The sequence below is a fragment of the Bradyrhizobium sp. Ses1 genome (assembly GCF_059512365.1).
Genome location: NZ_JCAMOQ010000054.1, coordinates 39,849 through 62,703, shown reverse-complemented (window position 1 = coordinate 62,703; position 22,855 = coordinate 39,849). Strand labels below are relative to the sequence as shown.

Here is a 22,855-nt window from a genome sequence, read left to right as displayed (position 1 = left end):
CACGGCTCCTCATCGCCTTCGCCAGATCATCCTATCCCCGTCGCAGAGCAATTGGTCGTGTGAGAAATACGGGCTAGTGCGGACGCTTGAAGCGCATGCGGCTACGAAAAGAACTTACTTCGGCAGCTTGGGGATCATGCCCTTCAGCTTTTCCATGTCCTTGATGTTCATCTTCATGCCGCCGGCCATGATGATGTCACCGGGCTTCTGGTCCGCCTTGCAGGGGCCGAGCCATTTAGCTTCGATCGTGCCGGTGGTATCGTGCGCCGCACCGGTCGAGCCGCGATCGGCGTGCGAGGTCGTCTTGACCGTGTAGGCGGAGTTGAAGTCGCCGGTGATCTCGGCATGCGAGGTCACCGTGACGCCGGCGACGCCGCACACGGAATCGCTGACATAGCCGGTCGCGGTCTTCTGGATATCCTGCTTGGAGCAGATATCCTTCGCCATCGGCGAGACCGCCGTGCTCATGTCCTTGTCGGTGGTCTCGTCGGTGCAATGCTGCATCGTCATTTCGGGCGTGGTCGAGCCCGTGCGCGCGATCTTCATCTCCCACAGGCCCGCCTTGCGGACCGGCAGATCGACGGCGCCGGCCGCCCCGGGCAGCAGCGCAGCCAGGCCGATGGCCGATCCGAGCAGAACGAAATATCGCGTCATGCGGCGATGCCGGTACCGGTGCCGATCAATAAAGCGTGCGCAGCGGCCGCTCGGCGGCGCCCCAAGGCACCCAGCGGCAGGAGAAGGAGACGTACCCACCCTCATAGGGCTGCACCGCGAGGAATTTCACCACCTTGCCGTAGGAAGCGCAGTGATCGACCGCGAGCTGGCGGGCGTCCGCCTGCTGGGCCAGCGAATAAGCAATGATGCCGCCGGTATCGTTGCCCTTGAACGGGGGCACCCAGTCGGCCTTGGCCGGTGCAACGGCCAGCATTGCGCTTGCGGCAACCATGCCAGCGGCCAGAATTTTTCGCATCTGCAGACTCTCCTCAAATCTTTGGGCGGCACCATAAAGTGCGCGGGCGACCGTGAAAAGAATCGTGGGCCGGAGATTTGCGGAGTTCTCCGCCAGTGTTGCCGCGTTGCACTTGACCTCGCCCGGCCTTCGCGGCACCGTCCGGCGCATTGGATTGTCCGGCGGATTCTCATGCGCAACTCTGTTCGTTCCTCGACCAAAACTGGCCTCTGCGCCGCATTCGGCCTGCTGGTTGGCCTGTTGGCGTCCGCCCAGACTGCCCACGCCGCCAATCCGCTCGAGCTGAATTTCTGGCTGTCCGGACCGAAGTACGAAGGACGGGTGGCCCCCTGCGAGGCAGCGCTGCAGACCATCGCCTCTCAGTTCCAGGAAAAAGAGAGCCAGTTCTGGAATTCCCCGCTGGTGATCACCGGCTATTCGCGCATCCACGAGACTGCCTTCCGTCCCTGGCAGTCCGACAACATCCCGCGCCGCTACTGCTCGGGCGACGCGGTGTTGAGCGACGGCAAGGTGCGCACCGTGCATTTCTCAATCATCGAGGATGGCGGATTTGCCAGCATCGGCCAGGGCGTCGAATGGTGCGTGGTCGGACTGGACCGCAACTGGGCCTATAATCCCGCCTGCAAGTCGGCCCGGCCTTGATCCTTAGGGCTGGTGTGACGACGCTTGTTAATCAAGCAATGCGTCACATCACAATTTGTTCTTGAAATGTTCCATCTCCCTGCTAGGCTCGCCCGCGGTCGAGTGTGAGGGGTGCTTGATGTTTCGATTGGCCTTGGTTTCCCGCCTGCTGATTTCCGTCCTTGCCTTTTTTGCCGCGATTGGCCCGGTCAGCGCCCAGGACCGCCGACAAAACGCGCCGGGCGAGTTCGATTTCTACGTGCTTGCGCTGTCCTGGTCGCCGTCGTTCTGCGAAGCCGCCTCCGAGCGCGGCGATGGCCGGCGGGCGCAGGTCCAATGCGGCGGACGCCCCTACTCCTTCGTGGTGCATGGGCTCTGGCCGCAATATGAGCGCGGCTTTCCGGAATATTGCCAGCGGCCGGCGCCACGCCTTGCCCGCAATGTCATGAGCTCGATGCTCGACCTGATGCCGGCGCCCGGGCTGATCTACAACGAATGGGACAAGCACGGCACCTGCTCGGGCCTCCCCGCACGCGCCTATTTCGAGAGCATCCGCAAGGCCCGCGCCGCGGTGAAGATCCCTGACGAATTCCTGCAATTGTCGGAGCCAAAGACGGTCGCACCCGGCGAAATCGAGGAAGCCTTCATCAAGGCCAATCCGGGCCTCAGCAGCTCGGCAATCTCGGTGACCTGCGACAGCAAGCGACTCAGCGAGGTCAGGATCTGCATGAGCAAGGACATGCAGTTCCGTGCCTGCGAGGAAACCGATCGCCGCGCCTGCCGCCGAGACCAGGTGGTGATGCCGCCGATCCGGGGCGGTTAGACAGTCTCTCCATCGTCATGCCCGGGCTTGCCCGGGCATCGAGGCCCCTCTTGACAGCGGCGACCGCGTGGATGGCCGGGACAAGCCCGGCCATGACGAGTAGAAGTGCGGTGTACAGACCAGCAGATATCTCATGAACTACCGTCACGCCTTTCACGCCGGCGGCTTTGCCGACGTCATCAAGCACATCGTGCTGGTGCGAATCCTGCTCTATCTGCAGGAAAAGCCGGCGGCGCTCCGCCTCATCGACACCCATGCCGGCGCCGGCCTCTATGATCTCACCTCCGACGAGGCACGGCGCGGCGGCGAATGGCTGACCGGAATCGCGCGCGTGATGCAGGCGCGATTCTCGAACGAAGCGCTGCCGCTGGTACTGCCTTATCTCGACATTGTGAGAGCCTTCAGCCCGCCGGGCGAACTGAAGGCCTATCCGGGCTCGCCCTTGATCGCACGGGCGCTGCTCCGGCCCCAGGATCGCCTCACCGCTTGCGAGCTCGAGCCGGAGGCGCGCAAACGCCTGATCGACGCGCTGCGCCGCGACGCCCAGGCGCGGGTGGTCGACCTCGATGGCTGGACCGCGCTGCCGGCCTTCGTCCCGCCGAAAGAAAGGCGCGGCCTGGTCCTGATCGACCCGCCCTTTGAAGCCAAGGACGAGTTCGAGCGGCTGGCGCAAGGCTTTTCGGAGGCGTTCGCCAAATGGCCGACCGGCAGCTATCTGCTGTGGTATCCGGTCAAAAGCCGTCGCGTGACCGACGATCTCGCACGGCATGTCGCTTTCGAGACAGGCAACAGCAAGCCGGCCGGCAAGTGCCTGCGACTCGAATTCAGCGTCGCGCCTCGCGAAGCTGAGAGCGGCCTGGTCTCGACCGGGCTCTTGATCGTCAATCCGCCCTGGACGCTTGCCGGTGAACTCAGAATGATCCTGCCCGAGCTGGAAAAGCCCTTGGGCCAAGGCGGCGCGGGCCGATTCAGGCTGGAGACGCCCAAACCTTAACCAACGCCGTTGCTGAAAACTCCCACTCGACCATAGGCAACTTGCCCGGAACCGTATTATGCTTGTCACGTTAGGACTGGCTTTACGTTCCGCTTCCGCGAATGGTTGCGGCGGAGTGACGAGGCCGAAGAAAAATCCAGGCGGGTCGGTGGCGTGACACAGGTCCGCTGAGGTGGCCAAGCTTCCGGCAGCGAATGTCCGGTCACCCGCTACGTGAGTTGCGCGTAGCGGCGGTGCAATGCGGGGGAGGAGTTTCCCGATGGCCATGACTGGGACAGTCAAATTCTTCAATGGAGAGCGCGGCTACGGCTTCATCAAGCCTGACGACGGCGGCCGCGATGTGTTCGTTCACATCACCGCAGTCGAACGCGCAGGACTAAAGGATTTGACCGAAGGACAGCGTATTACGTTCGACGTCGAACCAGACAAGAAGGGCAAAGGCCCCAAGGCGGTCAATCTGGTGATTTCATCGTGAGCCCTTGCGCTCACGCTGAAGCGGACTGAAGTCTCGGGTAACGATTTGCCGGGCGGCGCCCCGCTCGCACAGGCATGTGCGCGATCTCGCGCGTCAGTTCGGCATAAAAAAATTCCGGCCGCCTGCGACGGCCGGAAGGTTGTCGTCGATCGTTTTCTTATTCTTCGAAGTGATTGGTTAGAGCGTTTTCGAGCGAAGTGGACACCGGTTCGCGTGAAGAAAACGCGTCAAAACTAGAATCTAGAGCTTCGGTTCTGATTCAATCAGAACCGAAAACTCTAGAAGTGATAGTTCACGCCGGCACGGATGACGCCGAAATGGTAGCCGTTCGACGCGCCGGTGATGATGAAGTTGCTGCTGGCGAGATCGACATAGAGATATTCGAGCTTGGCGCTCCAGTTCGGTGCAAAGGCCATCTCGGCGCCAAGGCCGGCGGTCCAGCCGACATTGGTCTTGGACTCCGACAGGCCGAAAGTTTCGGCCCGCAATTCGCCGAACGCTAGGCCGGCGGTGGCGTAGAAGAGCACGTTCTGGAATGCGTAGCCGCCGCGGCCGCGGATGGTGCCGAACCAGGGATTCGAGAACTTCCACGGCGCAAAGGTTTCTTCCGCGCCGGTGGCCTGGATGTCGCCTTCGGCGCCGAACACCCACGGGCCGTTGGTCCAGTTGTAGCCGATCTGCGCGCCGCCCGCGAAACCCGACGGCTTGGTCGGGTTGTTGTTTACGCCGCCCCAGGCATAGCCGAAATTGCCGCCGAGATAGGGCCCTGCCCAGCTCATGGCGTTGAGCGGCTGGTTGACGGTATAGGGCCCGCGATAATCGGCCGCTGCTGACGACGTCGTCCATCCCCCGACCAACAGCGCCAGCAGGCGCAAGACGACAAACCGCTTCATCGCAACCACTCCAGAACGCAACAGCCGCGACCTGCCGGTTGCGAAGGCCGGCGTGGTTACGGAATTCACTGTTTTTTCGGGAAGATTTATCGAAAGTTTTAAGTTAAAGCCTTGTTAAGGGCGGTTACCGCCCCCTCATCAATCTTAATGAAGCGTTACCGGCGCAAGGCTTTCCACTCGGAGCCCGATGCTGGCGATGGCGGCCGGCAGCGCCTAGTTTAGGCCCATGGATCACGATTCTACCGACCATCCGAAGGCGTCCGTGCCCAAAGGAGCGCGCCACGGCGGAAACCCAGACTTGCCGCCGCAGGACCTCGCGCTCGTCACCGGCGACGTCGATCCGGCGACGTCGGCCGCGGAGGAGGACGAGGACGCGCGGCTGCCCGAGGTTCCCGAGGAACCGGCGGAGGCCGTCGCCGAAGGTACGCTCGCGGTCGGCCATGCCGCGATCGAGAATGCGGTGCGGCTCGCCCCGACCTCGCCGGGCGTCTACCGCATGCTCAACGCGGCCAACGACGTGCTGTATGTCGGCAAAGCGAAGAACGTCCGCAAACGGCTTTCGTCCTATGCCCGGCCCAACGCGCCGCTGCCGGCGCGCATCCTGCGCATGATCGCGGCGACGGTGAATGTCGAGATCGTCTCGACCACCACCGAGACCGAGGCGCTGCTGCTCGAGGCCAACCTCATCAAGCAGCTCCGGCCGCGCTTCAACGTGCAGCTACGCGACGACAAATCGTTTCCCTACATCCTGATCACGGGCGACCATTGGGCGCCGCAGATCCTCAAGCATCGCGGCGCGCAGACGCGGCCCGGGCGGTATTTCGGCCCGTTCGCCTCCGCCGGCGCCGTCAACCGCACCATCACGGCGCTGCAGCGCGCGTTCCTGATCCGCTCCTGCACCGACGGCTTCTTCGAGAGCCGCACCCGCCCCTGCCTGCTCTACCAGATCCGCCGCTGCTCCGGTCCCTGCACCGGCGAGATCGATTTCCCTGGCTATGGCGAATTGGTGCGCGAGGCGACCGAGTTTCTGTCGGGCCGCAGCCATGCGGTGAAGCAGGAGCTTGCCGGCGAAATGGAGAAGGCTTCCGCCGAGCTCGAATTCGAGACCGCCGCGCTCTACCGCGATCGCCTCGCCGCGCTGTCGGCGATCCAGTCGCAACAGGGCATCAACCCGCGCACGGTGGAGGAAGCCGACGTGTTCGCCATCCATCAGGAGGGCGGCTATTCCTGCGTCGAGGTATTCTTCTTCCGCACCGGCCAGAATTGGGGCAACCGCGCCTATTTCCCGCGCGCGGAAAAATCGTTCACGCCGGAGGAGGTGCTCTCCTCCTTCCTCGCGCAGTTCTACGACGACAAGCCGCCGCCGAAGCTCATTTTGCTCTCGCACGAGGTCGAGGACGCCGAGCTGCTCGCCGACGCGCTGTCGGTCAAGGCGGGTCGCAAGGTGGAGGTTTCAGTTCCCAAGCGCGGCGAGAAGAAAGAGCTGGTCACCCATGCGCTGACCAATGCCCGCGAGGCGCTCGGCCGCAAGCTCGCGGACACCGCGACCCAAGGCCGGCTGCTCGAAGGCATGGCCACGACGCTCGGCCTGCCCCAGGCGCCGAAGCGCATCGAGGTCTACGACAACAGCCACATCCAGGGCACCAACGCGGTCGGCGCCATGATCGTGGCGGGTCCCGACGGGTTCATGAAGAACCAGTACCGCAAGTTCAACATCAAGTCGGAAGGGCTTACGCCTGGCGACGACTACGCGATGATGCGCGAGGTGCTGGAACGGCGCTTCAAGCGGCTGCTGAAGCCCGCCGAGGGCGAGGAGGCCAAGGTCAAGGCTGACGACGATTCCTTCCCGCAATGGCCGGACCTCGTCATCATCGACGGCGGCCGTGGGCAGTTGAACGCGGTGAAGGAGATTTTCGACCAGCTCGGGCTGACCCAGGTATCGCTGATGGCGGTGGCCAAGGGGCCGGACCGCGACGCCGGCCGCGAAACGCTGTTCATGCCCGATCGCGAGGCCATCAAGCTGGAGCCGCGCGATCCCGTGCTGTATTTCATCCAGCGGCTGCGCGACGAGGCGCACCGGTTCGTGATCGGCTCGCACCGCAAGCTGCGCAAGAAGGACATCCGTGAGGCCGGCTTACAGGAAATTCCCGGTATCGGTCCCTCGCGCAAGCGTGCGCTGCTGCATCATTTCGGAACGCTGAAGGAGATCGAGCGCGCCTCGATCGCCGACCTTGGCAAGGTTCCCGGTGTCAGCGCCGAGAGTGCGCGGAAGATCTTCGAGTTTTTCCACTCCCAGCCGGGGGGCTAGAGAGATGGAGTCATCAAGGCGTCGCCTGCAGCGGACCATCTTATGCGCCCACGGTTGACCTCGACGCTTCAGCGGTATTGGTAAGACGGATGAACATGGCGACCACAAGGGGGCAGCCCAAGACCCTGTCCCTCCCGAATATCCTGACCTACGCCCGCATCGCCGCCATCCCGGTGGTGGTCGGCTGCATCTATGTGCAGGCGATCATGGACGGCCCGCTCTGGCTGCGCTGGGTGGCGGTCGCGATCTTTATTGCCGCCGGGATCACCGATTACCTCGACGGCTATTATGCCCGGATCTGGAACCAGCAGTCGGCGTTCGGCCGGATGCTGGACCCGATCGCCGACAAGCTCCTGGTTGCCTCCTGCCTGCTGATGCTGGCCGCGGACGGCATCATCCACGGCTGGACGCTGTGGGCGGCGATCGTGATCCTCTGCCGCGAGATCCTGGTGTCGGGCCTGCGCGAATACCTCGCCGGCCTGCGCGTCAGCGTTCCCGTGACCAAGCTCGCCAAATGGAAGACCACGGTGCAGCTCGTCGCGATCGGCTTCCTGCTGGCGGGCGAGGCCGGCGATCAGATGGTCCCGGTAGTGACGCTGATCGGGCTGGCGCTGCTGTGGATCTCCGCGATCGTCACGATCTACACCGGCTACGATTATTTCCGCGCCGGCATCCATCATCTCATCAAGGAGGATGAAGGATGAAGGTGAAATATTTCGCCTGGGTCCGCGAGCGCATCGGCAGGGCCGAGGAGACCATCGAGCCGCCGGCCGATATCCGCACCATTGGCGAGCTGATCGATTGGCTTGCCGGGCGCGACGAAGCCTCCGCCTATGCCTTCGAGAAGCCGAAGGTGATCCGCGCCGCGATCGACCACGCCCACGTCCAGCAGGACGCCGCGATATCGGGCGCGCGCGAGATCGCGTTCTTTCCGCCGATGACAGGCGGCTGAGCCACAACATGACCGCGATTGCGACCATCCGCATCCAGGACGCCGATTTCGACATCGCGCAGGAGATTGCCGCGCTCGGCAAGGGCCGCACCGATATCGGCGCCGTTGTCAGCTTCAGTGGCATCTGCCGCGGCAGCGAGAACGGCGAGCCGATCGCGGCGCTGACGCTGGAGCACTATCCCGGCATGGCGGAAGCCGAGATCAGGCGTCACGCGGAAGAAGCCATGTCGCGCTGGCCGCTGTCCGGTCTTACTGTCATTCACCGCGTCGGTCGCATCACGCCGGGCGAGAACATCGTGCTGGTGGTAACGGCGTCGCAGCACCGGCAGGCCGCGTTCCAGGCCGCCGAATTCCTGATGGACTACCTCAAGACTAGCGCGCCGTTCTGGAAGCGCGAGGAAAGCGCGCGGGGATCGAGCTGGATCGAGGCGCGCGACCATGATGACGCGGCAGCCGCGCGCTGGACCAAGTCCTGATGGCCAAACGTACCACGCCGGCTGCCAAGGGTAGCCGATCTGCAGCGAAGTCCCCCAAGGTTGCCGCGGGCGAGCTCAAGACGCTGCTCGATTTCGTCCGCTATGCGGTGAGCCGCTTCACCGAGTCAAAGCTCGTGTTCGCGCACGGCACCACCGATCCGGTGGCCGAGGCCGCTTTCCTGGTCTGCGAAACCCTGCACCTGCATCCCGATCAGTTCGACCAGTTCGCCGGCGCACGCGTCACCGCGCATGAGGGCAAGCGGATCCTCGATCTGATCGAGCGCCGCATCGCGACGCGGAAGCCGGCCGCCTATCTCGTCAACAAGATCTACATGCGCGGCCTGCCCTTCTATGTCGACGAGCGCACCATCGTGCCGCGCTCCTTCATCGGCGAGCTGCTGGATTCGCATTTCGCCGGCGATGAGGAAGGCGGCTCGCTGATCGACGATCCCTTGTCCGTCGTGACCGTGCTCGACCTCTGCACCGGCTCCGGATGCCTTGCGATCCTCGCCAGCCAAAGCTTCCCGAATGCCGATATCGACGCCGTCGATATCTCCAAGGACGCGCTGGCGGTCGCCGCGCGCAACGTCCGGGATTATGGACTCGAGGATCGGCTGACGCTGCACCAGGGCGACCTGTTCAAACCGCTCGTGGGCAGGCGTTACGACCTCATCATCTCCAATCCGCCCTATGTCGATGCGCTCGGCATGGCCTCGCTGCCGCGCGAATGCCGCGCCGAGCCGAAACTCGCCTTCGACGGCGGCGCCGACGGGCTCGACATCGTCAGGCGCATCCTCGACGAGGCGCCGCAGCATCTGACTCCGGAAGGTGGGCTGCTCTGCGAGATCGGCCGCGGGCGCGAGGTCCTGGAAGCCGCCTATCCGCACTTGCCGCTGCTCTGGCTCGATACCGAGGATTCCGAAGGCGAAGTGTTCTGGATCAGCGCATCCGATCTCTCGTCGGTTTGACGCTTTTCTTCGCAACGAGTGTCCGCTTCGCGCGATGACGCCGCGTGACGCAGTGCAACGCGGCGGAAATATCGCAGCTCGCGCCGTTCACCTCGCCCAGCGAAGCTGATACTTTCAAGGCAAATCAGCTCACGCGATCAACGAGGCCCCCATGCTGGACAAGAGCCCCCGCCCCGCCGCCGTCAACGTTCCCAACGATCTCGCCGCGCATTGGATGCCGTTCACCGCCAACCGCGCCTTCAAGAAGCAGCCGCGGCTGCTCGCCGGCTCCAAGGACATGCACTATTTCACCGTCGACGGCCGCCAGATCATCGACGCAGCCGCCGGCATGTGGTGCTGCAACGCAGGCCATGGCCGCACCCAGATTGCCGAAGCAATCGCCAAGCAGGCCGCGGCGATGGACTACGCGCCACCGTTCCAGTTCGGCATCCCGCAAGCCTTCGAGCTCGCCAGCCGCATCGCCGACCTGGCGCCCGAAGGACTCGACAACGTGTTCTTCTGCAATTCGGGCTCGGAAGCGGCCGACACCGCGCTGAAGATCGCGCTGGCCTATCACCAGATCAGCGGCCAGGGCAGCCGCATCCGCCTGATCGGCCGCGAACGCGGCTATCACGGCGTCGGCTTCGGCGGCACCTCCGTCGGCGGCATCGTCGGCAACCGCAAGCTGTTCGGCTCGCTGCTCACCGGCGTCGATCATCTGCCGGCGACCTATGACCGCGGGAAGCAGGCCTTCACCAAGGGCGAGCCGGACTATGGCGTGCATTTCGCCGATGAGCTGGAGCGCCTCGTCAACCTGCACGGCGCCAACACGATTGCCGCCGTGATCGTCGAGCCGATGGCTGGCTCGACCGGCGTGCTGCCGGCGCCGAAGGGTTATCTGAAGCGGCTGCGCGAGATCACCGAGAGGCATGGCATTCTCCTGATCTTCGACGAGGTCATCACCGGCTATGGCCGGCTCGGCTTTGCCTTCGCTGCGGAGCGCTATGGCGTGACGCCCGACATGATCACCTTCGCCAAGGGCATCACCAATGGCGCGGCTCCAATGGGCGGCGTGATCGTGCGCGGCGCCATCCACGACGCCTTCATGAATGGCCCTGAGCATGTGGTCGAGCTGACCCATGGCTACACCTATTCGGCCCATCCGCTGGCCTGTGCCGCCGGCCTTGCGACGCTCGACATCTATCGCGAGGAGAAGCTGTTCGAACGCGCAAGCAAGCTCGAGCCGAAATTCGCCGACGCCGTGATGTCGCTGCGCGAGCAGCCGAACGTGGTCGATATCCGCACCGTCGGCCTCACCGCCGGCATCGATCTCGCCCCGATCGCGGATGGCCCTGGCAAGCGCGGCTTCGCCGCACTCAACAGCGCCTTCCACGACAACGACCTGATGCTGCGGATCGCCGGCGACTCGCTGTGCCTGACGCCGCCCTTGATCGTCAGCGAGGATCAGATCGGCGAGATCGTCGACAAGGTCGGCAAGATCATCCGCGCGGTGGCGTAGCGTTCGATTTTGCTGGACCCTCATCCTGAGAGGGTGAGGCGATAGGTTGGAATGCGCTTTGCTCGCAATGAAGCAGGCGAGTTCTGATTCAAATGTCCCTCAGTCATTCCGGGGCATCGCAAAGCGATGAGCCCGGAATCCATTTCTCCACATGCGGTTGCGGCTCGATGGATTCCGGGCTCGCGCCAAGAGGCGCGCCCCGGAATGACGGAGGGGGTCGTCGTTCCGGAACATTCAAATCCGGCTCACGTTCATCCCGAACAGGGACAACTCCTCGCTGGAGGAATCCGATGTCCGACGCGCGCCCCGGACCGGGCGAGAATTGGCTCTTGATCGCGGCGACGACGATCCTGCTCCTTCTCGTCCATCGCTTTCTTCAGCCCGATCCGAAGCCCGCGCCCGCCCACAACGCTATAGACCCGGCGAGAGCGCCGGGCCGTTTCGCCCGCGAACTGGCCGAACCCGGCAGGGGACGCCGCGCGGAGAGCCCGCTCCAGATCCCGCTCGCGGGCTGGAAGGACATCCTGTGGCGCTGCTATCAGCGCATCAATGACGACCGCCTGCTCGCCACCGCCGCAGGCGTCGTGTTCTACGGCCTCTTGGCGGTGTTCCCGACCATCACCGCGCTGGTCTCGTTTTACGGGCTCTATGCCGATCCTTCGACCATCACCAGGAATCTTCAGACATTGGCGCTGATGCTGCCGGAAGGCTCGTTCCAGATCGTGCAGGATCAGATCGGCCGGGTGCTCGCGAAGGGCACCGGAGAATTGGGCGCGACCTTCCTGTTCGGGCTGGCGCTCGCGGTCTGGAGCGCCAATGCCGGAATGAAGGCCGTGATCGATGCGCTCAATGTCGCCTATGACGAGCGCGAGACACGCGGCTTCATTCGATTGAACCTGATCTCGCTCGCCCTCACCCTCAGCGCGATCGCAGCCCTCCTGGTGATGGTGAGCGCGGTGGTCGTGCTTCCCCTGCTGCTCGATCGTCTTGGGCTGAAGCCCGAAAGCCAGCTTCTCGTCAGCCTTGGGCGATGGCCGCTGCTGTTCCTGATCCTGGCGGCCGGGCTCGCGGTGCTCTACCGGTATGGACCGAGTCGCCGCGCGCCGCGTTGGGAATGGCTCAGCATCGGGACGCTGGCTTCCGCGCTGCTCTGGATCGCCGGCTCAGCGGCGCTGTCCTGGTATCTATCGAATTTCGGAAACTACACGGCTACCTATGGATCGCTTGGCGCGGCCATCGGGCTGATGATGTGGATGTGGATGTCGACCAGCATCATGTTGCTGGGTGCGGAGCTGAATGCGGAGATCGAGCACCAGACCGCGGTGGACACAACCATAGGCCGCCCGAAGCCGCTTGGCACCCGCAAGGCCGAGGTCGCCGACACGGTTGGACCGGCGGTTTCGTAAGCCTCCCAAAGAACGCTAGCCTGCCGAATCAAACTTGATGGTACAGTAGTCCCGCTTGGGGGAACGCAGACAAGACCGCGCCTAAGAGGCCCGTGTTTTCCCGGGTGGGACAGCCGAGGTGGACAGCCAAACTTGAGAGCGTAACGCGCGGACATGATTCGCATTTCGACGATCTTCATCGCCATCTGCATGGTTCTGGTCGCGGCCTCGCTTGGCCTTGTGCTCTATTCGGTCGCTGGCATCAGCGGAACCGAATCGGCCATCGTGGCGCTGACCGCGTTGACCTTCATGATCCTCTACAATGCCGTGTCGCTGCGGCTGCGCGACCGCTCCGATGTCGGCGGCCAGATCGCGGACCTCTCCCGCGGCACCGCCGATCTCGCCCGCCAGGTTGCCGAATTCGGCCGCCGGCTCGCCGCCGTCGAGGGCCGCGTGGTGTCGGCCAATTCCGCCAGCGCCGACCGCCTGCAGGCGGTGGTCGGCGAAATCAACGAGCTCGGCAATCTGGTGAAGCAGCTTGCGGCCTCCGTCGCCAGCCATGAAGACATGCTGGCAACCGCTGCGGGCGCGCCTTCGAGTGGGCCCGCAGCAGAGCTGGAACCGGAGCCACGCGCTACCGCTCCAGCTCCGGTAGCTGGCACCGTGTGGAGGGCCGCAGCTCTGACGACGGCCCCACAGGTTTTCTCAGCGGCGCCGGCACCGGCGGTATCCACTCCGGCCGAGGCCATCGAGGCCTCGCGCAGCCAGGGTCAGTTGCTCACCACCATCAGGAATGCGATCGAGGCCAACCGGCTCGACCTCTACCTGCAGCCGATGGTGACGCTGCCGCAGCGCAAGGTGCGCTACTATGAAGCGGTCACGCGGCTGCGCGACGAGCGCGACCAGATCGTCGCCGCCGACGAGTTCATCGGCGCAGCGGAAGCCGGCGGCCTGATCGGGCGCATCGACCACATGGTGATGTTGCGCTGTGTCCAAGTGCTGCGCCGGCTGATGGTCCGCAACAAGGATGTCGGCATATTCTGCAACGTCTCCGCAGCGACGCTCGGCAACGCCGTCAATTTCACCCAGTGCCTGGATTTCCTCGAAGCCAATCGGGCGCTGGCCCCATCCTTCGTGCTCGAATTCAAGCAGTCGACTTTCCGCAATCTCGGCCCGACCGAGAGCGAGCATCTCGCCGCGCTGTCGCAGCGCGGCTATCGCTTCTCGATCGACAACGTCGGCGACCTCCGTTTCGAGCCGCGCGAGCTCGCCGACCGCGGCGTGCGCTTCATCAAGGTGCCGGCGGCATTGTTGCTCGATCCCAGGCAGAGCTCGACCTCGGATATTCACCCCTCAGATCTGTCCGACCTGCTCGGCCGCTACGGCATCGATCTGATCGCGGAGAAGATCGAAGGCGAGCGCGCCGTCGTCGACCTGCTCGACTACGACGTACGGTTCGGCCAGGGGTTCCTGTTCGCGCCGCCGCGGCCGTTGCGGCCCGAAGGCGCATCTGCTACCGCCGGGGCCTCGCCGCCCAAGCCGCAGGAAGCCAATGGCGCCAACACTCCCCTCCCCCAGAATAGCCCGACCATCGACCCGCCACAGCGGGTTACCGGCAATGCCGCGCTGGCGCGCCGCGTCGTGGGCCCGGGTTAGGGTATGATGCGGTTAGAGCAACGTGTTGCCGCCTCGGAGGTGCCGACCTCTCCCACAGGGAGAGGTCGCGCCGAAGGCGCGGGTGAGGGGTTACGCTCTCTCGTGGGACCTGTACCCCCTCACCCGATTTGCGCTGGACGATGCTTCGCATCGCCAGGAGCAAATCGACCTCTCCCCGCTGGGGAGAGGTGGGAGCCCGCGGCCACGGCACTCGACGCAACAATCACTTCACTCTAGGCAACGCGCGATCATGACCTCACTTCACTTTGTCGAGCGGCTGCGCGATGTCGTTGGCGACGTCGACGTGGTGCTCTCCGACGTCTGGGGCGTGGTGCATAACGGGCTCGAGTCGTTTCCCGAGGCCTGCGAGGCGCTGCACACGTTCCGCCAGCGGGGCGGCACCGTCATCCTGATCACCAACGCGCCGCGGCCGGCCGACTCGGTGCAGCGCCAATTGCGCAAATTGGGCGTGGCCGACGAGACCTATGATGCGATCGTCTCGTCCGGGGACCTGACCCGGCATTTCGTCGCCGAGCATCCCGGCAAGAAGATCCACTGGGTCGGCCCGGAGCGCGACTCCTCGATCCACCGCGGCCTCGATGCGCCGCTGACGCCGCTGGAACAGGCCGATTACATCATCTGCACCGGCCTGTTCGATGACGAGACCGAGACTCCGGAAGACTATCGCGCGATGCTCCTGAAGGCGCGCGAACGCAAGCTTTCACTGATTTGCGCCAATCCCGATATCGTGGTCGAGCGCGGCGACCGGCTGATTTATTGCGCCGGCGCGATCGCCGAGCTCTATCGCGAGCTTGGCGGCGAAGCGATCTTCTACGGCAAGCCGCACCAGCCGATCTACGAGCGCGCGATGCAACTGGCGGCCGAACGGGCTGGCCATCCGGTCGAACTCAATCGCGTGCTGGCGATCGGGGATTCCGTGCGCACCGACATTGCGGGCGCCAAGGGCTTTGGCATCGACTGCCTGTTCGTGACCCGCGGCATCCATTCCGAAGAGTTCGAAGGCGTCGACCAGCTCGATCCGGCCTCGGTGACGGAGCTGTTCGGCCACCCGCCGAAGGCGCTGATCCGGGAGTTGAGGTGGTAGTGAGTTGAGAGGGCGCGCCTCTCTCCGCCGTCGTGGCCGGGCTAGTCCCGGCCATCCACGCGCCTCCGCGCACGCGGCCCAAGAACGTGGATGCCCGGGACAAGCCCGGGCATGACGAAACTGATAAAGCGGAGGCTTGGACTTACGCCGTTGCCATGTCCGGGAAGACCGCCTCGATCTTGGTCTTCAGCGTCGCCGCGTTGAACGGCTTGACGATGTAATTGTTCACGCCGGCCTTCTTGGCCGCGATCACGTTCTCGGTCTTGGATTCCGCCGTGATCATGATGAAGGGCGTGGTGGCGAGGTTGGGATCGGCGCGGACTTCCTTGAGCAGATCGTAGCCGGTCATCGGCTCCATATTCCAGTCGGAGATCACGAGACCATATTTCTTGGCGCGCATCTTGTTCAGCGCCGCGGAACCATCGGACGCGTCGTCGATGTTCTCGAAACCGAGCTGTTTCAGAAGATTCCGGATGATGCGGATCATGGTGCTGTAGTCATCAACCACCAGGACCGACATGGATAAATCAACCGCCATCTTCTCTCCCCCAAAACACGCGACTGACGCTTGCAAGAAAAACCGACAGGCCTGCGCGGCCCGCATTCCTCACCTCAAGCAGTAGCATCAGGCGTTAAACAGCGCGTTAACCGGCCGGGGACGGATTGCATCCGTTTTGACGCGATTTCGCCCGCTTGACTTCTGTGGGGCCAACAAGCCACCGTCCGCCGGCATCAATCGACCTTAAGAATTCCTGAAGAACGCAAGAAAAAATGACGACCGGTTTTACCGTTATTCGCGACAATACCCCGCAGAGCGCGATCCCGAGGGGGGCCGTGGTGGCGATGGGCAATTTTGACGGCGTCCATCTCGGCCACCGCGCCGTGATCGAGGCCGCCCTGCGAATGGGCGAGGCGCATGGGAAACCTGCGCTGGCGCTGACCTTCGAGCCGCATCCGCGCAGCTTTTTCAGCCCGAACACGCCGCAGTTCCGCCTGACCAATGAGACCAACAAGCTGCGCCTGCTCGCAGGCACCGGGCTTGCCGGCGCCGTGGTGATGACCTTCGACAAGGGCCGCGCCGGCACCAGCGCGCAGGATTTCATCCACCATGACCTGATCGAACGGCTCGGCATCAGCGGGATCGCGGTCGGCTACGACTTCCATTTCGGCAAGGGCCGCGTCGGCTCACCGAGTCTCCTAGTTGCCGAGGCGCCGCGGCTCGGCATCGAGATCGATGTCCAGGCGCATGTCGATATCGAGGAACGGCCGGTTTCCTCCAGCGCCATCCGCATGGCGCTCGCGGAAGGCCAGATCGCGGATGCCAACGCCATGCTGGGCGGTCCCTGGTTCGTCACCGGCGAGGTGATCCATGGCGAGAAACGCGGCCGCGATCTCGGCTATCCCACCGCCAACATCCGCCTCGACAAGAATTGTGGCCTGAAGCACGGCATCTATGCGGTGCGCGTCGGCCGCGGTTCGGAGCGCATCGACGGCGTCGCCAGCTTCGGCCGCCGCCCGACTTTCGACAATGGCGCGCCATTGCTTGAAGTGTTCCTGTTCGACTTCAAGGGCGATCTCTACGGCAATGTGCTTGACGTCGCCTTCATCGGCTTTATCCGCGATGAGCTGAAATTCGACAACATTGAAGCGTTGATCCGGCAGATGGACGACGACAGCGCCCGCGCCAGGGCGCAACTCGCCGCCGCCCCTGAGGCGTTCCCGAAACTCGGAGCGATCGATTGAGCAAGACCGAAAAACAGAAGATGCTGGCGGGCGAATTGTATCGTCCGGGCGATCCGGAATTGCAGGCTGATGCGGCCGCCAACAAGGCTTGGCTCGCGCGCTACAACGCCGCCCTGGCCGCGCCGGCATCTGAACGGCACGCGCTGCTGTCGGAACATTTCGGCCATGTCGGCAAGGGCGCCGTGATCCGTCCGCCGTTCTTCTGCGACTATGGCTACAACATCCACGTGGGCGAGGAGGTCTTCCTCAATTTCAACTGCGTCATTCTCGACATCGTCGAGGTCGTTATCGGCGACCGCACCCAGATCGGGCCCGCCGTGCAGATCTATGCCGCCGACCATCCGCGCGATGCCGAGACCCGGCGCACCGGCCTCGAATTCGGCCGACCGGTGCGGATCGGCCGCGACGTCTGGATCGGAGGCGGTGCCATCATCCTGCCCGGCGTCTCGATCGGCGACGACGCCGTAATCGGCGCCGGCAGCGTAGTCACGCGGGACGTCGCCGCGGGCCAAATTGTCACCGGAAACCCGGCCCGGCCGCGTCCGTGATGAGTTCCTCGGAGCGACCGGCTACCCGAGAAGGCGGGAATCGAACGGAGCCCGAATAATTTCGGCCACGCTAACCTTGGCCGCGTCTCGATGTGCAGGATTGAGGAGAAAGTTCTGGCCTTGGCTGATCGCCGATGGCACTTGCAACAACGCGCTCGAGGAACCGTTAAGCCAGCGATCACCGATGTCACGGGTGATCATCGTCTGAGATCGCCAATCATCGGGTAGGTCGGCGACCACTTCAATCGCGATGTCCGGCAGAGGCTTGACACGGAGTAGTTGGTAGCTGGCCGGAATGAGGTCGCGATCGATATGGACCAGCATCTCAAGTAGTGCGCTTGATGGATGATCCGCTAGATAGACAATTCGTCTGCCCTGCGAATGCCACCGGCCGCTAGCCCTCAGGCCGCCAATTCCCGAAAGATCCGGGTAGTTCGATATCCGCCAAAGCTCCATGTCGTGGGCTCAGGCAAAGATTCCGTGATCTATCCGTTCGAGCATTTCGCGGACCACGGCCGTGCCTAGTTCGTCCTTGAGGAGGTCGATCGGCCTTTGACCCGACAACGTGGCATTCGGACGCTTCAACCAAGTAATCGCTTTCTTTTGATCGCCGAAAACACGATCAGCGAGCGTCTTGATTTCGATTGCCCTGACAAGCCCCTCGGGCGCAAGCGTCGGCTCGACGAGGCTCTGCGCTGCCACGTCGTCGCGCATCGATTGCAGCATGGAATCGATATCGCCGTTAGAATCGCCCTGTCGGCGAAGCTCCTTCAACCTCTCATATGCCTCGGCCAGCGGTTGAGCGCTCATGAATTCTCTCCAATAATCAATAGATTAGTATCTTTGGAAAAAACCACAAGCGCATCGGGACCATCTCCTCGCCGGCCTTTGCGATTTCCTCCTCCGGCTGCTATGGAAGGCGCCATGTTGATACGGCGCATCATCGGCATTAGCGGCCCGGCTTCCGCCTGAGCTCTTAAAGGCTCGGCGCGAGACCGGGATTTTCATGTTCCTCCCGCGATAGATCGCTAAACGAGCCCATCCTAGTCAAACCTGGTCCGATGTCCGAAAAGCCGCAAAAGTCCGACGCCAACGACTATTCCAAGACCCTGTTCCTGCCGCAGACCGAATTCCCGATGCGCGCCGGCCTGCCCCAGCGCGAGCCGGAAATCCTCAAATATTGGAACGAGATCGATCTCTACGACAGGCTGCGCCAATCCGCCAAAGGACGCGCCAAATTCGTCCTGCATGACGGCCCGCCCTATGCCAACGGCAACATCCATATCGGGCACGCGCTGAACAAGATCCTGAAGGACGTGGTGACCAAGAGCCAGCAGATGCTGGGCTTCGATTCCAACTACGTGCCGGGCTGGGACTGCCACGGCCTGCCGATCGAGTGGAAGATCGAGGAGGAGAACTACCGCCGCAAGGGCAAGCAGAAGCCGGATTTCCGCGACTCCGCGGCGATGGTGGCGTTCCGGAAAGAGTGCCGCGCCTATGCGACGCACTGGATCAACGTGCAGCGCGAGGAGTTCAAGCGGCTAGGTGTGATCGGCGACTGGGATCATCCTTATGAGACCATGACCTATCCCGCCGAGGCGCAGATCGCGCGCGAATTGATGAAGTTCGCGGCCAACGGCACGCTCTATCGCGGCTCCAAGCCGGTGATGTGGAGCGTGGTGGAGAAGACCGCGCTGGCGGAAGCCGAAGTCGAGTACGAGGACTACACCTCAGACACGGTGTGGGTGAAATTTCCAGTCACCTCGCCCGCGCATGGCGTCTTGGCGAAGGCGAGCATCGTGATCTGGACCACGACGCCATGGACGCTGCCCGGCAACCGCGCCATCAGCTTCTCGCCGAAGATCGCCTATGGCCTCTATGAGGTCACCGATGCGCCTGCCGACAATTGGGCGAAGGCGGGTGATCTCCTGATCCTGGCGGATGCGCTCGCGGAAAGCGTCTTCAAGCAGGCGCGCGTTACCGCTTACGAGAAGGTGCGCGATCTGCCGGGCGATACGCTCGACGCGGTGGAGACCGCGCATCCCCTCAAGGGTCTCGCGGGCGGCTATGAATTCACGGTCCCGCTGCTCCCGGGCGATCACGTCACCGACGACACCGGCACCGGCTTCGTGCACACCGCGCCCGGCCATGGCCGCGAGGACTTCGACGTCTGGACCGCGAATGCGCGCGAACTGGAAAGCCGCGGCATCAACCCCACGATCCCCTATACCGTCGACGAGAACGGCGCCTTCACGCATCAGGCTCCGGGCTTCGAGGGCAAGCGCGTGATCAACGACAAGGGCGAGAAGGGCGACGCCAACGAGGCCGTGATCAAGGCCCTGATCGAGCGCGGCATGCTGCTCGCGCGCGGGCGGCTGAAACACCAATATCCGCATTCCTGGCGCTCGAAGAAGCCGGTGATCTTCCGCAACACGCCGCAATGGTTCATCGCGATGGATAAGGACATCGCAGCGGACGGCAAGGCGAAGCCAGGGGATACGCTGCGCGCCCGCGCGCTGCAGGCGATCTCGGTGACGCAATGGGTGCCGCCGTCGGGCCAGAACCGCATCAACGGCATGATCGCAAACCGCCCCGACTGGGTGATCTCGCGCCAGCGCGCCTGGGGCGTGCCGATCGCCGTGTTCGTGCGCGAGAAGGGCGACGGCTCGGCCGAGATCCTGCGGGACGAGGCGGTCAACAAACGCATTGCAGACGCATTCGAGCAGGAAGGCGCCGACGCCTGGTACGCCAATGGCGCGCGCGAGCGCTTTCTCGGCTCGCTCGCCAATGAGGATTGGAAGAAGGTCGACGACATCCTGGACGTCTGGTTCGACTCCGGCTCGACGCACGCCTTCGTGCTGGAAGACCCCGTGCACTTCCCGGGGCTTGCCGGCATCAAGCGCAAGATCGAGGGCGGCGACGACACCGTGATGTATCTGGAAGGAAGCGACCAGCATCGCGGCTGGTTTCATTCCTCGCTGCTGGAGAGCTGCGGCACCCGCGGCCGTGCGCCGTATGACGTCGTGTTGACCCACGGCTTCACGCTGGACGAGAACGGCCGCAAGATGTCGAAATCGCTCGGCAACACCGTCGAGCCGCAGAAGGTGATCAAGGATTCCGGCGCCGACATCCTGCGGCTGTGGGTCTGCGCGACCGACTATTCCGACGACCAGCGCATCGGCCCGGAAATCCTGAAGAACACCATCGAGACCTATCGCAAGCTGCGCAACACGGTGCGCTGGATGCTCGGCACGCTGCATCACTTCAAGCCCAGCGAGAAGGTCGCCTATGGCGAGATGCCCGAGCTCGAGCGGCTGATGCTGCATGAGCTGGCCGGCCAGGCCGCGATCATCCGCAAGGCCTACGCCGAATTCGACTACAAGACCGTGGTCGCGAGCCTTGCGACGTTCATGAACACGGAATTGTCGGCTTTCTATTTCGACATCCGCAAGGACACGCTCTATTGCGATCCGCCGTCCTCGGTCGCGCGCAAGGCGGCGCTGACCACGATCGACATGATCTGCGATGCGGTCCTGAAATGGCTGGCGCCGGTGCTGAGCTTCACCGCCGACGAGGCGTGGCGGATGTACCGGCCGGACGCGGAGCCGTCCGTGCACCTGACGCTGTTCCCCGAGGGGCTGGAGAAATTCCGCGACGAGCGGCTGGCCACCAAATGGGAGACCGTCCGCGACATCAGGCGCGTCGTCACCGGCGCGCTCGAGATCGAGCGTGCGGCCAAGAACATCGGCTCCTCGCTGGAAGCCTCGCCGCTGGTCTACGTCTCCGACCAGGAGATGCTCGACACGCTGTTCAACGTCGATCTTGCGGAAGTCTGCATCACATCGAACGCGATGGTGACCAACCAGGACGCGCCGGAGCATGCATTCCGCCTCAACGAGGTGCCGGGCGTTGCGGTGGTGGTGGAGAAAGCGGTCGGCCGCAAATGCGCGCGCTCGTGGAAGATCCTGCCCACCGTCGGCGAGGATGCCGAATATCCCGACGTCTCCCCGCGCGACGCGCAGGCGTTGCGGGAGTGGAAGGCGCTCGGGGTAGCCGTGTAACTGCCCGCATGACCCCTCCCGTGCGCGCCGGCATCATCGCGGCGGTCATCACGCTGATCCTCGACCAAGCATCGAAGCTCTGGCTGCTGTTCGTGTTCGACCTCCCCGGGCGCGGCGTGGTGAAGGTGACGCCGTTCTTCGACCTGGTGCTAGCATGGAACGTCGGGATCAGCTTCGGCTGGTTCCAGAGCAACAGCCCGGCGGCGCAGCTCGTGCTGATGGCGGTCAAGGCGATCGCGGTGGTGGCGCTGGCGATCTGGATGGCGTACTCGCGGACCCTGCTTGCGACAATTGCGCTCGGGCTGATCATCGGCGGCGCGATCGGCAACGCCATCGACCGCTTCGCCTATGGCGCGGTGGTCGATTTCGCCCTGTTTCATATCCAGATCGGGGAAAAAACCCTCAATTGGTACGTCTTTAACCTCGCGGACGTGGCGATCGTTGTCGGGGTAGCCGCACTATTGTATGATTCCTTCCTGGGGGTCCCCGCCGCAAAAGCGCCCTGATCGCGGCCGATACGGCTCTGCTAGCGGGTAGGATTTCAAGGGCGGAACCGTGCCTAAGCCGGTGATCACCCTAGCGAATTTAAAGAGTGGGGAAGAGCGCGATGCGCCACACTGAAGCCAACGCTCCACAAGCCGATAGCTCGACTTCCTGGAAAGCGCTGATGCATGGATTGCGGCTCTCCGCGGTCGCCCTCGGCATCGGCCTCGTGATGGCCGCAGGTCCTGTGCGGGCCGGCGATGACGGGGACGACGAGGATGACAAGACCTTCGAAGAGAAGGTCATCGAAGGCATCATGAAGGGCCTCGGCGGCACCAACATGGAAAACCGCGGCATCGACTACCGCGAGCGCTCGCCGCTGGTCGTGCCCCCCAACCTCAACCTGCCCGCGCCGGCGGCTTCCGCCGAGGCCAAGGTGCCGAATTGGCCGAAGGATCCCGACGAGGCGCGCCGCAAGGCGGCAATCGCGGCGCGGAAGAACACCAACAAGGATCCGCGCGAAGCCAGCCGCATCCTGACGCCGAGCGAGCTCGCTCAGAAGAGCGACAAGAAGTCCAGCGGCGGCGAGTCGGTCGACCAGCCCGGCGGCAACCCCGGCGCCAACGCGATCCTCTCGCCGGACCAGCTCGGCTATAAGGGCGGCTTCAGCGGGCTGTTCGGCGGCGCCAAGACGGAGACCGCCCCCTTCAAGGGCGAGCCGAACCGGGAATCCCTGACCCAGCCGCCGCCCGGCTACCAGACGCCATCGCCGAACTATGCCTATGGCACCGGGCCGAAGGAATCGCTCAACAAGGAATACAACCCGTCGCAGGGCAAGTATGGCGATTAATTAATCTCGTCTCTCGCCTTCGTGACGATAACAGATTTGAGCGCAG

Annotated in this window: 24 protein-coding genes; 18 read left to right on the top strand and 6 right to left on the bottom strand. The window is 63.8% G+C overall.

The genetic code is table 11. The features are described 5' to 3' along the window. Window positions 1-114: 114 nt before the first annotated feature. Both AC5ZG5_RS38045 and AC5ZG5_RS38040 read right to left on the bottom strand, forming a co-directional pair. The gene (locus AC5ZG5_RS38045) at window positions 115-654 is read right to left on the bottom strand and encodes a DUF3617 domain-containing protein (protein ID WP_456645915.1); all 540 of its coding nucleotides are present in this window, start codon (window positions 652-654) and stop codon (window positions 115-117) included. 25 nt (window positions 655-679) lie between these two features. Beyond that, a complete protein-coding gene (locus tag AC5ZG5_RS38040; RefSeq protein ID WP_456645914.1) occupies window positions 680-970 on the bottom strand; it encodes a hypothetical protein in 291 nt (96 codons plus the stop codon). A 171-nt stretch (window positions 971-1,141) separates the two neighbouring features. Between AC5ZG5_RS38040 and AC5ZG5_RS38035 the strand changes: the two genes are divergently transcribed. The 4 genes from AC5ZG5_RS38035 to AC5ZG5_RS38020 all read left to right on the top strand — a co-directional run bounded on the left by AC5ZG5_RS38035 (window position 1,142) and on the right by AC5ZG5_RS38020 (window position 3,883). Beyond that, window positions 1,142-1,612 (top strand): hypothetical protein, encoded by a 471-nt coding sequence (locus AC5ZG5_RS38035; RefSeq protein ID WP_028163911.1) that lies wholly within the window; start codon window positions 1,142-1,144, stop codon window positions 1,610-1,612. 118 nt (window positions 1,613-1,730) lie between these two features. Then, a complete protein-coding gene (locus tag AC5ZG5_RS38030) occupies window positions 1,731-2,414 on the top strand; it encodes a ribonuclease T2 family protein (protein ID WP_456645913.1) in 684 nt (227 codons plus the stop codon). 133 nt (window positions 2,415-2,547) lie between these two features. Then, window positions 2,548-3,408, top strand: a complete 861-nt coding sequence (locus AC5ZG5_RS38025; protein WP_130229533.1) for a 23S rRNA (adenine(2030)-N(6))-methyltransferase RlmJ — start codon at window positions 2,548-2,550, stop codon at window positions 3,406-3,408. A gap of 259 nt (window positions 3,409-3,667) precedes the next feature. Next, window positions 3,668-3,883, top strand: a complete 216-nt coding sequence (locus AC5ZG5_RS38020) for a cold-shock protein (RefSeq protein ID WP_027581161.1) — start codon at window positions 3,668-3,670, stop codon at window positions 3,881-3,883. A 278-nt stretch (window positions 3,884-4,161) separates the two neighbouring features. Here the strand turns inward: AC5ZG5_RS38020 and AC5ZG5_RS38015 are convergent, their stop codons facing one another. After that, window positions 4,162-4,776, bottom strand: coding sequence for an outer membrane protein (locus AC5ZG5_RS38015; protein WP_456645912.1), 615 nt, complete (start codon window positions 4,774-4,776; stop codon window positions 4,162-4,164). Between the two features lie 226 nt (window positions 4,777-5,002). Here AC5ZG5_RS38015 and uvrC point away from each other — a divergent pair, with 226 nt between their 5' ends. The 9 genes from uvrC to AC5ZG5_RS37970 all read left to right on the top strand — a co-directional run bounded on the left by uvrC (window position 5,003) and on the right by AC5ZG5_RS37970 (window position 15,124). Then, window positions 5,003-7,084, top strand: a complete 2,082-nt coding sequence (gene uvrC / locus AC5ZG5_RS38010; RefSeq protein WP_456645911.1) for an excinuclease ABC subunit UvrC — start codon at window positions 5,003-5,005, stop codon at window positions 7,082-7,084. 89 nt (window positions 7,085-7,173) lie between these two features. After that, window positions 7,174-7,788: a CDP-diacylglycerol--glycerol-3-phosphate 3-phosphatidyltransferase gene (gene pgsA, locus AC5ZG5_RS38005; RefSeq protein ID WP_130229534.1), complete on the top strand. Its 615-nt coding sequence runs from the start codon at window positions 7,174-7,176 to the stop codon at window positions 7,786-7,788. Then, the gene (moaD, locus tag AC5ZG5_RS38000) at window positions 7,785-8,036 is read left to right on the top strand and encodes a molybdopterin converting factor subunit 1 (RefSeq protein WP_028163917.1); all 252 of its coding nucleotides are present in this window, start codon (window positions 7,785-7,787) and stop codon (window positions 8,034-8,036) included. Before pgsA ends, moaD begins: the two co-directional genes overlap by 4 nt. Before the next feature lie 8 nt (window positions 8,037-8,044). Then, the gene (locus AC5ZG5_RS37995) at window positions 8,045-8,512 is read left to right on the top strand and encodes a molybdenum cofactor biosynthesis protein MoaE (protein WP_130229535.1); all 468 of its coding nucleotides are present in this window, start codon (window positions 8,045-8,047) and stop codon (window positions 8,510-8,512) included. Beyond that, a complete protein-coding gene (gene prmB, locus AC5ZG5_RS37990; protein ID WP_456645910.1) occupies window positions 8,512-9,480 on the top strand; it encodes a 50S ribosomal protein L3 N(5)-glutamine methyltransferase in 969 nt (322 codons plus the stop codon). Before AC5ZG5_RS37995 ends, prmB begins: the two co-directional genes overlap by 1 nt. A gap of 151 nt (window positions 9,481-9,631) precedes the next feature. Then, window positions 9,632-10,978: an omega-aminotransferase AptA gene (aptA, locus tag AC5ZG5_RS37985; RefSeq protein WP_456645909.1), complete on the top strand. Its 1,347-nt coding sequence runs from the start codon at window positions 9,632-9,634 to the stop codon at window positions 10,976-10,978. Between the two features lie 290 nt (window positions 10,979-11,268). Further along, window positions 11,269-12,384 (top strand): YihY/virulence factor BrkB family protein, encoded by a 1,116-nt coding sequence (locus AC5ZG5_RS37980; protein ID WP_456645908.1) that lies wholly within the window; start codon window positions 11,269-11,271, stop codon window positions 12,382-12,384. 153 nt (window positions 12,385-12,537) lie between these two features. Beyond that, complete coding sequence (locus AC5ZG5_RS37975; RefSeq protein ID WP_456645907.1) at window positions 12,538-14,019, top strand: EAL domain-containing protein; 1,482 nt, start codon at window positions 12,538-12,540, stop codon at window positions 14,017-14,019. Between the two features lie 250 nt (window positions 14,020-14,269). Beyond that, window positions 14,270-15,124: a TIGR01459 family HAD-type hydrolase gene (locus tag AC5ZG5_RS37970; RefSeq protein ID WP_028163923.1), complete on the top strand. Its 855-nt coding sequence runs from the start codon at window positions 14,270-14,272 to the stop codon at window positions 15,122-15,124. A gap of 142 nt (window positions 15,125-15,266) precedes the next feature. Here the strand turns inward: AC5ZG5_RS37970 and AC5ZG5_RS37965 are convergent, their stop codons facing one another. Beyond that, window positions 15,267-15,662, bottom strand: coding sequence for a response regulator (locus AC5ZG5_RS37965; RefSeq protein WP_028163924.1), 396 nt, complete (start codon window positions 15,660-15,662; stop codon window positions 15,267-15,269). 233 nt (window positions 15,663-15,895) lie between these two features. Between AC5ZG5_RS37965 and AC5ZG5_RS37960 the strand changes: the two genes are divergently transcribed. Next, complete coding sequence (locus AC5ZG5_RS37960; protein WP_028163925.1) at window positions 15,896-16,867, top strand: bifunctional riboflavin kinase/FAD synthetase; 972 nt, start codon at window positions 15,896-15,898, stop codon at window positions 16,865-16,867. Then, a complete protein-coding gene (locus tag AC5ZG5_RS37955; RefSeq protein WP_028163926.1) occupies window positions 16,864-17,415 on the top strand; it encodes a sugar O-acetyltransferase in 552 nt (183 codons plus the stop codon). The genes AC5ZG5_RS37960 and AC5ZG5_RS37955 overlap by 4 nt, the downstream gene beginning before the upstream one ends. A 21-nt stretch (window positions 17,416-17,436) precedes the next feature. On the opposite strand, the gene AC5ZG5_RS37950 is transcribed toward AC5ZG5_RS37955, so the two are convergent. Next, a complete protein-coding gene (locus tag AC5ZG5_RS37950; RefSeq protein WP_456645906.1) occupies window positions 17,437-17,871 on the bottom strand; it encodes an RES family NAD+ phosphorylase in 435 nt (144 codons plus the stop codon). A gap of 9 nt (window positions 17,872-17,880) precedes the next feature. Then, window positions 17,881-18,225 (bottom strand): antitoxin Xre/MbcA/ParS toxin-binding domain-containing protein, encoded by a 345-nt coding sequence (locus tag AC5ZG5_RS37945; RefSeq protein ID WP_456645905.1) that lies wholly within the window; start codon window positions 18,223-18,225, stop codon window positions 17,881-17,883. A gap of 251 nt (window positions 18,226-18,476) precedes the next feature. Here AC5ZG5_RS37945 and ileS point away from each other — a divergent pair, with 251 nt between their 5' ends. The 3 genes from ileS (at window position 18,477) to AC5ZG5_RS37930 (ending at window position 22,809) form a co-directional block, all read left to right on the top strand. Beyond that, complete coding sequence (gene ileS, locus AC5ZG5_RS37940) at window positions 18,477-21,476, top strand: isoleucine--tRNA ligase (protein ID WP_456645904.1); 3,000 nt, start codon at window positions 18,477-18,479, stop codon at window positions 21,474-21,476. An 8-nt stretch (window positions 21,477-21,484) separates the two neighbouring features. Next, a complete protein-coding gene (gene lspA / locus AC5ZG5_RS37935) occupies window positions 21,485-21,982 on the top strand; it encodes a signal peptidase II (protein WP_028163929.1) in 498 nt (165 codons plus the stop codon). Between the two features lie 101 nt (window positions 21,983-22,083). Then, window positions 22,084-22,809 carry a hypothetical protein gene (locus AC5ZG5_RS37930; RefSeq protein WP_456645903.1) on the top strand — a complete coding sequence of 242 codons (726 nt, stop codon included), beginning with the start codon at window positions 22,084-22,086 and terminating at the stop codon, window positions 22,807-22,809. The last annotated feature ends 46 nt before the right edge of the window (window positions 22,810-22,855 follow it).

Bases quoted from the DNA above. Each gene is read 5' to 3' on its own strand.
- AC5ZG5_RS38045 (WP_456645915.1), bottom strand. From the start codon at position 654: ATGACGCGATATTTCGTTCTGCTCGGATCGGCCATCGGCCTGGCTGCG.
- AC5ZG5_RS38040 (WP_456645914.1), bottom strand. From the start codon at position 970: ATGCGAAAAATTCTGGCCGCTGGCATGGTTGCCGCAAGCGCAATGCTG.
- AC5ZG5_RS38035 (WP_028163911.1), top strand. From the start codon at position 1,142: ATGCGCAACTCTGTTCGTTCCTCGACCAAAACTGGCCTCTGCGCCGCA.
- AC5ZG5_RS38030 (WP_456645913.1), top strand. From the start codon at position 1,731: ATGTTTCGATTGGCCTTGGTTTCCCGCCTGCTGATTTCCGTCCTTGCC.
- AC5ZG5_RS38025 (WP_130229533.1), top strand. From the start codon at position 2,548: ATGAACTACCGTCACGCCTTTCACGCCGGCGGCTTTGCCGACGTCATC.
- AC5ZG5_RS38020 (WP_027581161.1), top strand. From the start codon at position 3,668: ATGGCCATGACTGGGACAGTCAAATTCTTCAATGGAGAGCGCGGCTAC.
- AC5ZG5_RS38015 (WP_456645912.1), bottom strand. From the start codon at position 4,776: ATGAAGCGGTTTGTCGTCTTGCGCCTGCTGGCGCTGTTGGTCGGGGGA.
- uvrC (WP_456645911.1), top strand. From the start codon at position 5,003: ATGGATCACGATTCTACCGACCATCCGAAGGCGTCCGTGCCCAAAGGA.
- pgsA (WP_130229534.1), top strand. From the start codon at position 7,174: ATGAACATGGCGACCACAAGGGGGCAGCCCAAGACCCTGTCCCTCCCG.
- moaD (WP_028163917.1), top strand. From the start codon at position 7,785: ATGAAGGTGAAATATTTCGCCTGGGTCCGCGAGCGCATCGGCAGGGCC.
- AC5ZG5_RS37995 (WP_130229535.1), top strand. From the start codon at position 8,045: ATGACCGCGATTGCGACCATCCGCATCCAGGACGCCGATTTCGACATC.
- prmB (WP_456645910.1), top strand. From the start codon at position 8,512: ATGGCCAAACGTACCACGCCGGCTGCCAAGGGTAGCCGATCTGCAGCG.
- aptA (WP_456645909.1), top strand. From the start codon at position 9,632: ATGCTGGACAAGAGCCCCCGCCCCGCCGCCGTCAACGTTCCCAACGAT.
- AC5ZG5_RS37980 (WP_456645908.1), top strand. From the start codon at position 11,269: ATGTCCGACGCGCGCCCCGGACCGGGCGAGAATTGGCTCTTGATCGCG.
- AC5ZG5_RS37975 (WP_456645907.1), top strand. From the start codon at position 12,538: ATGATTCGCATTTCGACGATCTTCATCGCCATCTGCATGGTTCTGGTC.
- AC5ZG5_RS37970 (WP_028163923.1), top strand. From the start codon at position 14,270: ATGACCTCACTTCACTTTGTCGAGCGGCTGCGCGATGTCGTTGGCGAC.
- AC5ZG5_RS37965 (WP_028163924.1), bottom strand. From the start codon at position 15,662: ATGGCGGTTGATTTATCCATGTCGGTCCTGGTGGTTGATGACTACAGC.
- AC5ZG5_RS37960 (WP_028163925.1), top strand. From the start codon at position 15,896: ATGACGACCGGTTTTACCGTTATTCGCGACAATACCCCGCAGAGCGCG.
- AC5ZG5_RS37950 (WP_456645906.1), bottom strand. From the start codon at position 17,871: ATGGAGCTTTGGCGGATATCGAACTACCCGGATCTTTCGGGAATTGGC.
- AC5ZG5_RS37945 (WP_456645905.1), bottom strand. From the start codon at position 18,225: ATGAGCGCTCAACCGCTGGCCGAGGCATATGAGAGGTTGAAGGAGCTT.
- ileS (WP_456645904.1), top strand. From the start codon at position 18,477: ATGTCCGAAAAGCCGCAAAAGTCCGACGCCAACGACTATTCCAAGACC.
- lspA (WP_028163929.1), top strand. From the start codon at position 21,485: ATGACCCCTCCCGTGCGCGCCGGCATCATCGCGGCGGTCATCACGCTG.
- AC5ZG5_RS37930 (WP_456645903.1), top strand. From the start codon at position 22,084: ATGCGCCACACTGAAGCCAACGCTCCACAAGCCGATAGCTCGACTTCC.